The organism is Halomonas litopenaei, assembly GCF_003045775.1.
GTDB lineage: Bacteria > Pseudomonadota > Gammaproteobacteria > Pseudomonadales > Halomonadaceae > Halomonas > Halomonas litopenaei.
In genome coordinates, this window is sequence record NZ_PXNS01000008.1 from 15,674 (window position 1) to 28,786 (window position 13,113).

Here is a 13,113-nt window from a genome sequence, read left to right on the forward strand (position 1 = left end):
AAGGACGCTGTCATGAAACATGCCCTGCTTTCCTCCGCCTCCATCCTCGCAATCACCGCTGTGCCGCTGTTCTCTGCCGTGGCGGTGGCGGGTGACGGCGCCGCGGACAACGTCGCCGAAGAGTGCCGGCTGACCATCGATTCCACTGACCAGATGCAGTACGACAAGAGCGAGCTGAGCGTACCCGCCAGCTGCGAGACCGTCAGTCTGACGTTGACCCACTCGGGCTCCATGGCGAAAGACGTGATGGGACACAACTGGGTGCTGGCCCCTACCGACGCCTATCAGGAGATCGCCTCCGCCGGCATGCAGGCGGGACTCGACAGCAACTACCTGCCGGAGGATGACCGCATCCTGGCCGCCACCGACATCATCGGCGGCGGCGAATCCACCAGCATCACCTTCGACACCGAAGGACTCGCCGACCAGGATCTGACCTTCTTCTGCTCCTTCCCCGGCCACTCCTCGATGATGAAGGGATCGTTCAGCCTCACCAGCGAGGGCTGAGCAACCTATACGGATCGACGGGCATCGATCCCTGACGGCGTGACCCGAGCCACCTCCGTTCATGCTGCCCGCGAGCGGATCAACAACCACCTCGGCCCGGCAAGCGCCGACCCTTTGCCCAACGACGAAGCCCCGGCCCTCGCCTCCAAAAGAGGTAAGGGCCGGGGCTTCGTTGTTGCTACCACTTCTACTAGTTCATAGCGTCCGCGGGAACGACTCCAGCCCTCTGACGAAGCGGTTCTTGCCAGATCAATCGTTCAAAGAGCGCCATTCCCTCGAGAGTTCGTTTCCATCGTTGCTCAAAGCGTACGCGGGAAGGACTCCAGGCCTCTGACGAAGCGGTTCTTGTAATCCTCAAAGAGCGCCTTGTCCTGCTTGAAGTTGGCCACCACCGAGGCTTCGTCCACGGTCAGGGTACGCGGCAGATTGTCGAGGCTGGTGGCCGTATGCTTTGGCCCCAGACCGATCTGCAGCTCGCCCGGGCCCTTGATCCAGCGCTGGATACCGGCGGCGCTAAACTCGGCCTTCTGGGCATCACTGACCACGTCCACCCGCAGCGGCGCCCGCAGCGCCAGTTCCGCCACCAGACGAAGGGCGGGATTCAGCTTGCCCTTGCCGGCCGGCTTTTGTGCCTCGCCCTGGCTATCGCTTTCCGCGCCGGTCTTGTTACCGCCGTCGACCGCACTTTCGGCGTCAGGATCCAGCGACGTCAACTGGGCCACATTCATGCTGGTGCCGGCTTCGTCGCTGACCAGCAGGGCCAGCGCGATGGGACGGGACTGATCGTCCACCAGAGCGAGAAGCCGGGCGGCTTCCTGCTTGAACAGCACCCCGATGACGCCGGCGAAGGTGACCAGGGGGGCGATACCCGCCTGGTGACCGTAGGCTTCCGCACACAGGCGTGCCAGGCAGGCTTCCCGCTGCTGGGGCTCGTTGATTTTGACGACCTTCATCACTGACCTCTAATTGCTGGCGCCGACCGGCGCTGACCCACTTGTCGAAACCGGCGAGACTAGCATATTCCAGGCAGCGACACCGCCCTCGGCGTACCGCTGCGACAGACGGGGTGTTCATGTCGTCGCCGTTCGGTCATCTTTGTGGCCCAACATGGAGGCGCGCAGCCTCTAGCTTGCAGGACGGTCATGTCCGATGATGACGAAAGCCGGTGCCATGTTGTGACGCCACGCCAAGGAGAGCCCATGACGACATCTCGCACGCCCCTTATCGACCTGCCCCGCCTGATGGCGCATCGCGGCCTGTCGGCCCATGCACCGGAAAATACCCTGAGCGCCGTCCAGCTTGCCTGGGAAGCCGGTATCACCTGGGTCGAGCTCGATGTGCAATTGCTGGGTGATGGCACCCCGGTGATCTGGCACGACCCCGGCATGCGGCGCTGCTCCAACGGGCGCGGCAAGTTAAGCAAGCTGCGTCTGGAACAGGCCAGGGAATACGACGTCGGCGCCTGGTACGCCGAGCGCTTTCGCGGTGAGCGCATGGCGACACTCGACGACATGCTCAATCTGATCGATCGACGCGGTATGGCGGTCAACCTGGAACTCAAGGTGACCCGGGGGCGCGACCCGGAAGCGTTGGCCGAATCGGTGATCCCGCGTCTGCTGGAAGCGCTGCCATTCGAACGTCGACTGGTGTCTTCCTTCAGCCCGGCGGCGCTCGATCACGCGCGAAGCATCGCCACGCCCGACCAGCTCGCCCTTGGGGTGCTGGTCGACAAGATCGGCAAGAACTGGCGGCACGACATGGAAGCGGTGCAGGCCTACAGTCTGCACTGCGACTGGAAGAAGCTGAAGGAAGAGCGGGCTCGGGAGGTTACACAGAGCGGCACACCGCTGCTGTGCTATACCGCCAATGATCCGGTGGCCTTCGCCAAGTACTGGAAATGGGGCGTGACCACCGTCATTTCCGATGACCCCGAACGCTTTGCCGACAAGACGTGACTTGCCAAGGCGTATCCTTGAAGCGGCTCTCGCACTGGCATGGCCCTGTATTACAAAACGACCTGTCTTAAAAGCGACCTGTCCTGAAAGCGACCCGTCCAAACCTAGCGCTTGCTTGGCAGGCCAGCGGCCACTCGCTAGAGTGGGCTTGATACGTTGCTGCCAGCGAGCCACTTCATGCCCCAGGTATCTGACCTTCAGGTGTCACTTCACGACACAGACCGGCAATCGCTGTTTGTTCGTCGATGGCGTCCCGAGCCTGATACCAAGGGCGCGTCCATCGTGTTGCTACATGACTCGCTGGGCTGCGTTGAGCTGTGGCGCGACTTCCCCGAAGCCCTGTGCCAGACTACCGGCCGCGAAGTGATCGCCTACGATCGACTGGGCTTCGGCCAATCCACGCGCCACCCAGACCGACTGACCCACACCTTTATCGCCGACGAAGCGCACCAGGGCTTTGCCGCGCTTCATCGCGCGTTAAAGCTCGAGGGTTTCGTTGTTCTGGGCCATAGCGTGGGCGGCTGCATGGCTGCCGGTATCGCTGCCCACTACGACGATTGCCAGGCGCTGATTACCCTGGCGGCCCAGGCCTTTGTGGAAGAACGCACGCTTTCGGGCATCCGACAGGCCCGCGATACGTTCGCCCTGCCCGGCCAGATCGAGCGCCTGGAGAAGTACCATGGGGACAAGGCCCGTTGGGTGCTCGACGCCTGGGTAGAGACCTGGCTGGACCCCGACTTTCGGGGCTGGACGCTGGATGACACCCTCAGACGGGTCCGGTGTCCTGTACTGGCGCTGCACGGTGACCAGGACGAATACGGCTCACCACAGCAGACCGAACGCTACGCGCAACTACCTCAAGGGCCGTCACGAATGGTGTTGCTGGAGGGATGTGGCCACGTGCCCCATCGCGAGCAGCCTGACAGAGTCCTTGACTACATCACGAGCCTGCTGAGTGAGCAAATCAACGTAGATGATGGTGAAGAGCAAGGGACGCAATAGCGGATAGTACGCCTCATCGAACGGGCAATTGACAAAGACATTGCGCTCAAATGGCATACGCCATCACTTCTTCGAGCGCAGAGACTTGGTTGCCTCAGATGCGCGCCGATAGCTCTTGCGCTCCTGGATAGTGCCATCGAGCCCATGGACGTATAGCTCACCGTGCTCCTTCCTGGCCACGCGGCGCGCGTATTCCACGGCTTCAGCCTTGCTCTCGAAAACCTTGCCGGCACGAGACGTGCCGCTGGTCTTTACTGCCCATCCCTTGTCTCTACTGACCACATGTTTGGATGTCACCTTCATGACCAAGCCCTCGACGCAGTTGCCATGGTGCCATCTGTACAGGGAAAGCAGTGGCACCCCCACAGTTTACGCCGGGCGCCGATATCGGACCATCTTCCTCAACCGATCAGGCGCAGAACCATCTCCATATCCAGATGCTCCTCGATGTTGTCGGCAAGCCGGTCGAGCTGTCGCTCGCGGTGGCCATCGAGGTCTACCCAGCGAGTGTCCTCGGCCGGGAGCCCGAGGCGGGCGAGCAATGCTTCGCAGGCGTCGGGGCCGTCGAACAGCCCGTGCAGATAGGTACCCATGATCTGGCCATCCTGGCTGACGGCACCTTCGTCTCGTCCTTCGAGACGCATTAATGGCCGTGAAAGCGCCTCGCCCCGGCTGACGCCCTGATGAATCTCGTAGCCGTGGATGCTGCAGCAGCCGTCGGCGGTGTCGATGCGCCCGCTGACGCGTTTAAGGCGCTTGTCGGGGCGCATGGTGGTGGACATGGCAAGCCACCCGAGCCCTTCGACGCCGCCGGGCTCGCCCTCGATGCCGTCAGGATCGTCGATCCATTCCCCCAGCATCTGAAAACCGCCGCAGACACCCAGCACCCGCCCGCCGTAACGCAGATGGCGTTGGATTCGCTCATCCCACCCTTGGCTGCGCAGCCAGGCCAGGTCCGCCCGGGTGTTCTTGCTGCCCGGCAACAGGATGACGTCGGCATCGGGCATCGGCTGGTCGGGGCCGACCAGGCTCAGGCTGACGCGAGGATGCAGGCGTAGCGGATCGAGGTCGGTGTGGTTGCTGATGCGCGGCAGGGCCGGCACCACCACCTTGAGCATGTCGCCCCCTGCGTGATCAAGCCGCTGCTCCAGCGACAGGCTGTCCTCTGCGTCGAGCCACAGCCCCTGCAGGTAGGGAAGCACGCCGAGCACCGGCCTCGCCTCGCGCTCGGCCAGCCACTCAAGCCCCGGCTCCAGCAGCCCGATATCGCCGCGAAAGCGGTTGATCACGAAGCCCTTGATCCGCGCGTTTTCGGACGCGCTGACCAGCGCCAGGGTGCCGCATAGCTGGGCAAAGACGCCGCCTCGGTCGATATCACCGACCAGCAGTACCGGGCAGTCCACCGCCTCGGCGAAGCCCATGTTGGCGATGTCACCTTCGCGTAGATTGACCTCCGCAGGGCTGCCCGCCCCTTCGGCGATGATCACGTCGAAGCGCTCGGACAGCCGGCGATGGCAGTCCATCACCGTCTGTCGGGCGGTGGTCTTGTAAGCGTGGTAGTCCAACGCGGCCATGCTGCCGTGTACCCGCCCGGCCAGGATGACCTGGGCGCCCTTGTCGCTTTCGGGCTTCAACAGCACAGGGTTCATGTCGCTGTGCGGCGCTACGCGGGCAGCCTGGGCCTGCAGCGCGGTTGAGCGACCGATCTCGCCGCCATCCACGGTGACGGCACTGTTCAGCGCCATGTTCTGGGGCTTGAACGGGGCTACGCTGAACCCGCGCCGTGCCAGCATCCGGCACAGACCGGCGACCACCGTGGACTTGCCGGCATCCGAGGTGGTGCCCTGGATCATCAGCGTTGCCATGCTAGCGCTCCCTTACAGCTCAATGCTCTTCCTGGAGTTAAATCAATGCTCGATCAAAGCTCGATACCCTTCTGGGCTTTGATCCCTTGATCCTTGAAGGCATGCTTGACCACCTTCATCTCGGTGACCGTATCGGCCAGTTCGATCAGCGCCTGAGGCGCGTGGCGCCCGGTCACCACCACATGCTGCATCGCCGGTCTGGCCTGCAGGTCGTCCAGTACCCGGTCGAGATCCAGATAACCGTAGCGCAGGGCGATGTTCAGCTCATCGAGCAGTACCAGCGCGATATCGGGATCCTGAAGCAACTCGCGGGCCTTGTCCCAGGCGGCTTCGGCGGCGGTGACATCGCGCTCCCGGTCCTGGGTGTCCCAGGTATAGCCCTCGCCCATGACGTGGAACGCCACTCCGGGCTGGCGGCGATAGAAGGCCTCCTCCCCGGTGGAAAAGGCGCCCTTGATGAACTGCACCACGCCCACCTTCATGTCGTGGCCCAGCGCCCGGGCCAGCATGCCGAAGCCGGATGAACTCTTGCCCTTGCCGGGGCCTGTCAGCACCAGCAGCACGCCCTGTTCCTTGTCGGCACTGGCGATGCGCTCGGCCATGATCCGCTGCTTGGCGGCCATGCGCCGGGCGTGGCGCTCGGGATCAACGTTCTTCGGAGTCTGTGTCGTGGGGGACGGCGTCGTAGGGGACGTGTGCGTCATGGGAAACTTCCTTGGTGGGGCGCGGCGAATTGAGCGACGAGGCCACCCGCGGCATGAAGACGGCGGCGCCATCGACCTCGGCGACGCTCAGCGGCTGGTCGTAGAGCCGCTCCAGGGCAGACGTCACCAGCATATCGTCGCGTGGTCCCCAGCAGGCCGCGCCATCGGGATACAAAAGCAGCAGATGGTCGCACCAGCGCGCCGCCAGATTGAGATCGTGCAGGCACATCACCACGGCGGCCCCTTGGCTTGCCTGTTCGTCGAGCAGCGCCATGGTGGCCACCTGATGATGCAGGTCGAGGTGGTTGGTGGGTTCGTCCACCAGCCAGATCTGCGGCGCCTGGGTCAGTACCGTGGCCAGGCTGACCCGCTGACGTTCACCACCGGACAGGGTCGCCAGCGGCCTGTGGGCCAGATGAGCGATATCGAGGTGTTCAAGTGCGCCCAAGGCGCGCTGGACGTCGTCCTCGCTTTCATTCTGCCAGGCCCGGAGGAAGGGATGTCGGCCGATCAGCGCGGTCTCCAGCACGCTGGCGGGAAACTCGTCATGGCGCTCCTGGAACACCACGCCCAGACGCTGGGCGACGGCGCGCCGGCGCCAGTCGGTCAGCGGCTGGCCATCAAGCCTCAAGCGCCCATGGCGTGGCGCCCTGAGCCCTGCCAGGGTGTGCAATAACGTGCTCTTGCCGGCGCCGTTGGGCCCGAGGATGCCCCAGCGACTGCCGGGCTCGATGGAAAACGACAGCGGCTGACCGTCCGCCCTGCCGGGCACGTCGATCACCAGCGCTTCGCAGGACAGCGAACAGGATGGCAGCGCCTGGTCGGTGGATGCGGGTCTGACAGCCATGAGCGCCCCTATCCCTTGCCGTGGCTGCGATGCAGCAGGTAGAGAAAGCTCGGCACCCCGATCAGCGCGGTGATCACCCCTACCGGCAACTGCTGGGGGGCGATCAGGGTTCGCGCCAGGGTATCGGCCAGGGTCAACAGGCAGCCTCCGGCCAGCAGCGAGGCCGGCAGGATCAAGCGCTGGTCGGCACCCAGGCGAAGGCGCAGCATATGCGGCACCATCAGGCCGACGAACCCCACCGATCCGGCGGTGGTCACCGCGGTGGCGGTGGCCAGGCTCGCCGCCAGATACAGCCCCCATTCCAGCGGGCGCACCGCCACGCCCAGCGCCAGCGCCTGCTGACCACCCCGGGCCAGCACGTTGAGGGTCCGCCCCAATGGCACCAGCACCAGCGCTGACAGCGCGGCGATCACCAGTACCGGCCAGGGACTGCGGGCGTAGGCCATATCGCCCATCAGCCAGTAGAGCATGCCCGGCAGCTCCTCCACCGGGCTGACCGCCAGCAGGAAGGTGATGATCGCGCCCCAGCCGGAGGCCATGACGACCCCGGTCAGCAGCAGGCGGGCCGGCGACCAGCTGCCGCTGCCATGGGCCAGGCCAAATACCACCAGGATCGACACCAGCGCACCGGCAAAGGCCGAGGCCGAGACCAGCGCCGCGCCAAGGCCAGCCAGCATGGCACACAGCGCCGCCACCGAGGCCCCGCCGGAGAGCCCGAGCACATAGGGGTCGGCCAATGGATTGCGCAGCAGTACCTGCATCAAGGCGCCGGCCAGGGCCAGCAAGGCACCGGTACCGAAGGCGGCCAGCGCACGGGGCAGGCGCAGCTCCCACACCAGGGTCTGGTGGAGGGAGCTGCCCTGCCCGGTCAGCGTCAGCCACAGCTCCATCGGTGACAGCGCGACGCTGCCCACCGACACGGCCAGCACCACCGACACCACACCGAGCAGCGCCAGCAGGCCCAGCGGCCGACCTCGCCGGGTGGGCCGAAAGGTAGCGCTGGAGTCAGCGGCGTTCACGGGCAGCATCCAGATGTTGGCACAGGGCTCGGGTGCCCTCGACCAGGCGCGGCGTCGCCCGCTGCACCAGGTCGGGGTTGATGAAATAGAGGTTGTCGCGGGCCACCGCGGTCATCTGCGGCCACTGGCGCCAGGCATCGAGCCAGGTGGAGTCCGCCTTGCCCATGCCGCCGGTGATGATGACTTCCGGGTCCGCGGCCAGCACCGCCTCCCGCGACAGTCGAGGCACCAGTGGCGCCTCGTCGGCGAATAGATTGACGCCGCCACAAAGTGACAGCGCCCGACTGATCCAGTGCTCACCGTTGACGGTCATCAGCGGCTGCTCCCATACCTGATAGAAGACCTCGACCGGTGCTGCGTCAACGTAGCGTTCGCCGAGGGCCGCTACCGATTCTCGCAGCTCTCGGGCCGCGGTGTCGCCGATATCCGCCGAACCGGCCAGGCGGCCGAACCGCTCAAGCGTCGTGGCGATCTGCTCGAAGTTGGCGGCGTCCGAGCGGAACACCGGCAGGCCGAGTTCATCCAGGCGTTCGACCTGCTGGCCAGGATTACCGCCGGCCCAGGCCACCACCAGGTCGGGGTCAAGCGCCAGTAACGACTCGAGGTCGAGTCTATCGTAGCTGCCCACCTGGGGCAGCGAGCGCGCGGCCTCGGGATAGTCGCTGAAGCTGACTACCCCCACCACCCGCTCGCCGGCCCCCGCCGCGAACAGCATCTCGGTGACGCTGGGCGACAGCGCCACGATACGCTCTGCCGGCGCCGACAGGCATAGCTCCCGCTCGGTGTCATCGACCACGCAGATGTCCTCGTACCCGCCGGGCGAAGAGGACGCCATGGCGGCACTGGCCAGCGCCGACAGCACCAGGCCAGCGCTGGCCGAGACAAGCGAGCGGCAGATGATCACAGGTTGAAGCCGACGCTCAGGTAGGCGGCACGTCCCGGGTTTTCGTAGTCCCAGAGTGTGCCATTGCTCGCGGTCACGTACTCGCGATCGAAGACGTTCTCGAGCGTCAGGTTGGCCTTCCAGTCCGGCGCAAAGGCCCAGCCGGCGCGCAGGTCCAGGGTGCCGTAGCCGGCCAGACGCTCGTCGTTGTCGACGTCATTGTAGCGGTGGTCCTGGGCGACGAAGGAGGCCCCCAGATTCCAGTCACCCAGCTGACGATCGGCGTCCAGGCGCAGGGTCTGGGAAGCGCGCCTTCTCAATTGCTTGCCCGTGTCGCGGTCTTCCGGGTCGGTATAGGCGACGCTGGCGGCCAGGGTCCACTGGTCGAGCTCGAGCCCGGTGGCAAGCTCCACCCCACGAATTCGAGCCTCATCCACGTTGACCAGACCGTCGTCCCCCGATGCGATCAGATCATCGACGTTGGTCTGGTAGAGCGCCAGATCCCAGAACATTCGCTGGTACTGGCCGCGCAGGCCGAGCTCCCAGGTTTCGGACTCTTCGGCGTCAAGGTCGCTATTGCTGTAATTGAAGAACTCTGGAAGATATAGGTCGTTGAAGGTCGGGGCACGGAAGGCGGTGCCGTAGCTAGCACGCAGGGTGTGCTGATCGTCGAAGGCGTAGCCCAGTGCCAGGTGGCCGGTGACCTCATCGCCGAACGCCTCGTTGTCGTCGTGGCGCAGGCCCGCCTGCATCGAGAATGGCTCAAAGTCCATCAACGCCTGGGCGAACACCGCCACATTGTCGCGACTGGTCTCTTGGTACTCGGTGGTGCCATCGACCTTGTCTTCCTGATACTCGGCGCCGGCGATCAACTCATGGGCGCCCAGCAGCAGGGTATTGTCCCAGCGCGCGGTACGCGTCTCGGTATCGATCACCGAAGTGCCAAAGGATTCAGAATGCGACTCCAGCTCATCGCGGGCCTCGCTCAGGGTAAGACGCGACGACCAGATATCGGTCACCGGCATCTCGGCGTAGACACCGGCCACCTGCTGCACATAGTCGGAGTCACCACCTTCGTATTCGTTGTTGCCACGGGCACGTAGTCCCAGCAGTCCGAGGTTGGCGCCGTTGTCGAAGGTGTGAGACAGGCTCACCAGACCCGAAGTGTTGTCGTAGGCCTTGTCCTCGCCGCCATCGCGAACCTCGGTGCCGTCGCTGTCCAGGCGGGTGGCGCTGAACTGGTAGGAGGTGCCGCCCTCGCGGCCCGACAGACTGGCCGAGGCCCGCTGGGTATTGAAGGAGCCGGTACCGAGCTGCACGCTGGGCGTCGGTCCCTGTTCATCGGGCTTGTCGGTGAACAGCTGAACCACCCCGCCCACCGCGTCGGCACCGTAGAGCGCACCACGAGGCCCGCGGACCACCTCGATGCGCTCGAACATGCGCGGCTCCAGGTACTGCCAGGCAGGTGCTCCAGTGGTGGCCGAGCGCAGGCGGATACCGTCGATCATCATCACAGTAGCGGAGCTGTCAGTTCCGCGAATAAAGACGCTCGCCTGCTTGCCGAAGCCACCGCTGGTGGACACGTCCACACCGGGCACGCCGCGAAGGGCGTCGGGAATGCTGACCGGATCGCGGCGTCTTAGCGCCTCTTCATCGATGACGCTGACCGAGGACAGCGACTGACTGGCGGTACGCGGCGAAAGCGTCGCCGACACCACCAACGGGTCGAGTTCGGTGGCGGGCTCGGTGGTGGGCTCAATAGAGGCCTGTTCGACGGAGGACGGCTCGGCGGTCGTCACGTCGGAGGAAGCGGACTGCTGGGCGCTGGCCTGGCTCACCAGTAGCCAAGGGGCGGCGGCAAGGCCGACGCACAGACGCAGGCCACGGGAGCGGCAGGCAACAGAAAGACGAGCAGGGGCGAAGAAAGCAGACGACATGGTGTATCCCTTGGCACCGTGCGCACCCGCACGGCGTAGACCCTCGAAGGCCGAGGAGCGAACAGGGGACACAGAACGCTGGACAGGACACCCGGGAGCGTCAAGAACACCAAACTGACAGGCAAGCGCTGCGCGTCGGGACCCCACCGCCCCTTGGCATGGCTCTTCAGGCCGGTCTCCGGGCTGACGAGATGAACCATCGAAGCGTTTCGACGGTTCGGCGCGTTCGCCTTCCCGTGACTGGCTGAGCGGGACACAGGGTCCGGTCGCATCAGGGGTCAAGGACCCTGTCACAGTGGCGTGGTGAGCGCGCTTGACTCGATCACCGTTGCGGGGGCAGCGTCGGATTGGCACCGACTTCCCGTTTCACCCCTCGTGTCTATTTCTGGCCACGGCGTCTTGCGTCACAGAGGACTGACGCCATGGTCATGCTGGCACGTTTCGGGGCACCTGAGAGTGCGCGTAAGCTAGCAATCGGCACAGCGGGCGTCAACGAAAAGCGCCGTTCGGCTTGTTCGATGGGGGCCATGCCGGCCCAGTTCGCTCAGTCCGCTCGGCCCGCTGCGGCAGCATCCTTCCCATCGAGTCGCATGGTCAGGCCATGGCGAACGTAGTGTACCTGGCTTGCCAGGCGCACTGCGTCCTGGGACAGCCAGCCCATCAGATCACGCAGACGGCGCTGGGCCGGGTCCACCGGGACGATGCCGCGCCCCACCTCGTCAAGCACCAGCACGCGCCGTCCCGGCGAACTGGCCCAGCCAGTGAAGGCCTGGCGCCAGCGCTGGCCCAGCCGGTCATCGTCGGCGCTTGCTGACTCGTTTTCACGTTCGTTCTCACGTCCGGCCCCAAGTTCGGCCTCGAGCCAGGCAAGCCAGCCGCTGATGACGACGGTGTCGCCATCGTCGATGGCGGGACCAGCGCCAGCACCGGGGCTGGGACCGACGCCAGCACCGGGCACCCGTCTCATCATCTCGTCGGCGTCGCGCCAGCGTGCCTCGGGGTAGCGCTCGGCTACCCGCTGACGCTTGCCTGACGCGGTACCGCCGATGAAGACGTGCATGTGATGCCCTCTGCTTGTCGAATGAGTGTCCAGCGCCGACCTGCGGCCTGACCGACGACGCCCTCCCAGAATGGCACGCCCTCGAACTCTCGGCGCAGCTCGCGGATCACCCCGCCGTGGGTGACCACCAGCACGCGCCGGTGGCCGGCCTCGACGGCAGCATCGAAGATGGCGCCAAGGGCCAGCGCCAGCCGGTCACGCAGGTCCTGGGCGGATTCCCCACCGGGAGGCGCCAGCTCCCCGGCGCTGTCGATCCACGCCCGGTAGACCGGATCGTCCTCGAGCTCTTCCCAGTTGCGCCCCTCGAACTCGCCGAAGTCGTTCTCGCGCAGGCGTTCGTCCAGGCGAGGCTCCGGCCAGCCACGTCCCTCGGCGATATGGGCCAGGGTCTGGCGGCAGCGGGTCAGGTCGCTCGACACCACGGCGTCGAAGCGCTCGCCTTCCAGTTCCAGGCGTAGCCGATCCATATCGGCCAGGGCGTCGGGCATCAACAGCTCGATATCGCGCTGGCCCTGGTAGCGCTTGTCCAGGTTCCACTGGGTCAGCCCGTGGCGAACCACCACCAGCTCGAGACACACATCAGAAGCCATAGTTCTCCTCCCTCGATGGCACTGCCCAGCATATCGCCGTTGATGCCGTGAAAGGCTCGGATCATCCCCCGGGCGAAGACCCAGGTAAAGCCCCCGCTGGCGAGCAGAACTCCCACCAGCCCGGCTACGTTCGTCCCGTCCGGCGTCAGCAGCAGTCCCGCGGAAATCACCACCAGAAGAGGAACCAGGGCAAGCACCAGGTCGTGCCAGCCAAGGCCCTGCTGCCAGCTATGGGCGAGTCCCTCGGGCCGAGCAGCGGGTACGCCGATCAGCAGAGTCACCGCGCTGGCTCTGGCCAGGGCGGGTACCACGACCAGCCACAGCAGAGCCCCATCGGTCGTGAGCCACCACCACAACAGCACCGCCTTCCAGGCCAGCAGGAACACCAGCGCCAGCACGCCAAAACTGCCGACCTGCGGGTCCTTCATGATCTGCCAGCGGCGCTCGAGCGGCGCATTGCTGCCCAACGCATCGGCCAGGTCCATCACGCCGTCCAGATGCAGCCCACCGGACAGCGCCACCCACAGCGTCAGCAGCGCCAGTGCCTGGATCGGTGTCGGCAGCGCTGAGGTCAGCGCGGCGGCCACGGCCAGCAGCACGCCGATCAAGAGCCCCACCAGCGGGTAGCAACGCGCCGCCCAGCGGCGGTTGGCGCCGTTCCAGTCGATCATCACCGGCAACGGTATTCGGGTAAGAAACTGGATCGCCAACCCCAGCCCGGCCAGCGCCGGCAGCATTCGCGGC

14 protein-coding genes and 1 riboswitch are annotated in these 13,113 nt (G+C 65.5%); of the genes, 3 read left to right on the top strand and 11 right to left on the bottom strand.

Going from position 1 to position 13,113, the window contains the following annotated elements; genetic code table 11:
- The first annotated feature begins 12 nt into the window (after positions 1-12).
- Positions 13-507 (top strand): azurin, encoded by a 495-nt coding sequence (gene azu / locus C6W88_RS14470; RefSeq protein WP_108132972.1) that lies wholly within the window; start codon positions 13-15, stop codon positions 505-507.
- Between the two features lie 299 nt (positions 508-806).
- On the opposite strand, the gene C6W88_RS14475 is transcribed toward azu, so the two are convergent.
- Positions 807-1,460: a hypothetical protein gene (locus tag C6W88_RS14475; RefSeq protein ID WP_045994595.1), complete on the bottom strand. Its 654-nt coding sequence runs from the start codon at positions 1,458-1,460 to the stop codon at positions 807-809.
- A 246-nt stretch (positions 1,461-1,706) separates the two neighbouring features.
- On the opposite strand from C6W88_RS14475, the gene C6W88_RS14480 reads away from it, so the two are divergent.
- Together C6W88_RS14480 and C6W88_RS14485 are read left to right on the top strand one after the other, a co-directional pair.
- A complete protein-coding gene (locus C6W88_RS14480) occupies positions 1,707-2,462 on the top strand; it encodes a glycerophosphodiester phosphodiesterase family protein (protein WP_108132973.1) in 756 nt (251 codons plus the stop codon).
- A gap of 177 nt (positions 2,463-2,639) precedes the next feature.
- Positions 2,640-3,464, top strand: a complete 825-nt coding sequence (locus C6W88_RS14485; RefSeq protein WP_108132974.1) for an alpha/beta fold hydrolase — start codon at positions 2,640-2,642, stop codon at positions 3,462-3,464.
- 63 nt (positions 3,465-3,527) lie between these two features.
- On the opposite strand, the gene C6W88_RS14490 is transcribed toward C6W88_RS14485, so the two are convergent.
- From C6W88_RS14490 to cobS, 10 genes are all read right to left on the bottom strand, one after another.
- Complete coding sequence (locus tag C6W88_RS14490; RefSeq protein WP_108133021.1) at positions 3,528-3,767, bottom strand: DUF2188 domain-containing protein; 240 nt, start codon at positions 3,765-3,767, stop codon at positions 3,528-3,530.
- Positions 3,768-3,865: 98 nt separating this feature from the next.
- A complete protein-coding gene (locus C6W88_RS14495; RefSeq protein ID WP_108132975.1) occupies positions 3,866-5,329 on the bottom strand; it encodes a cobyric acid synthase in 1,464 nt (487 codons plus the stop codon).
- Positions 5,330-5,382: 53 nt separating this feature from the next.
- Positions 5,383-6,033, bottom strand: a complete 651-nt coding sequence (gene cobO, locus C6W88_RS14500) for a cob(I)yrinic acid a,c-diamide adenosyltransferase (RefSeq protein WP_108132976.1) — start codon at positions 6,031-6,033, stop codon at positions 5,383-5,385.
- Positions 5,975-6,880, bottom strand: a complete 906-nt coding sequence (locus C6W88_RS14505) for an ABC transporter ATP-binding protein (RefSeq protein ID WP_108132977.1) — start codon at positions 6,878-6,880, stop codon at positions 5,975-5,977. Before C6W88_RS14505 ends, cobO begins: the two co-directional genes overlap by 59 nt.
- 8 nt (positions 6,881-6,888) lie before the next feature.
- On the bottom strand, positions 6,889-7,908 hold the full coding sequence (locus C6W88_RS14510; RefSeq protein ID WP_108132978.1) for a FecCD family ABC transporter permease: 1,020 nt from the start codon (positions 7,906-7,908) through the stop codon (positions 6,889-6,891).
- Positions 7,886-8,803 (bottom strand): cobalamin-binding protein, encoded by a 918-nt coding sequence (locus C6W88_RS14515; RefSeq protein WP_308812424.1) that lies wholly within the window; start codon positions 8,801-8,803, stop codon positions 7,886-7,888. The genes C6W88_RS14510 and C6W88_RS14515 overlap by 23 nt, the downstream gene beginning before the upstream one ends.
- Positions 8,800-10,719, bottom strand: coding sequence for a TonB-dependent receptor domain-containing protein (locus C6W88_RS14520; RefSeq protein ID WP_108132979.1), 1,920 nt, complete (start codon positions 10,717-10,719; stop codon positions 8,800-8,802). Before C6W88_RS14520 ends, C6W88_RS14515 begins: the two co-directional genes overlap by 4 nt.
- Before the next feature lie 152 nt (positions 10,720-10,871).
- Positions 10,872-11,150, bottom strand: a riboswitch (cobalamin riboswitch).
- A gap of 113 nt (positions 11,151-11,263) precedes the next feature.
- Positions 11,264-11,779 (bottom strand): bifunctional adenosylcobinamide kinase/adenosylcobinamide-phosphate guanylyltransferase, encoded by a 516-nt coding sequence (locus tag C6W88_RS14525; RefSeq protein WP_108132980.1) that lies wholly within the window; start codon positions 11,777-11,779, stop codon positions 11,264-11,266.
- Positions 11,731-12,369 (bottom strand): histidine phosphatase family protein, encoded by a 639-nt coding sequence (locus tag C6W88_RS14530; RefSeq protein ID WP_108132981.1) that lies wholly within the window; start codon positions 12,367-12,369, stop codon positions 11,731-11,733. The genes C6W88_RS14525 and C6W88_RS14530 overlap by 49 nt, the downstream gene beginning before the upstream one ends.
- Positions 12,321-13,106: an adenosylcobinamide-GDP ribazoletransferase gene (gene cobS / locus C6W88_RS14535; protein WP_108132982.1), complete on the bottom strand. Its 786-nt coding sequence runs from the start codon at positions 13,104-13,106 to the stop codon at positions 12,321-12,323. The genes C6W88_RS14530 and cobS overlap by 49 nt, the downstream gene beginning before the upstream one ends.
- Between the last annotated feature and the right edge of the window lie 7 nt (positions 13,107-13,113).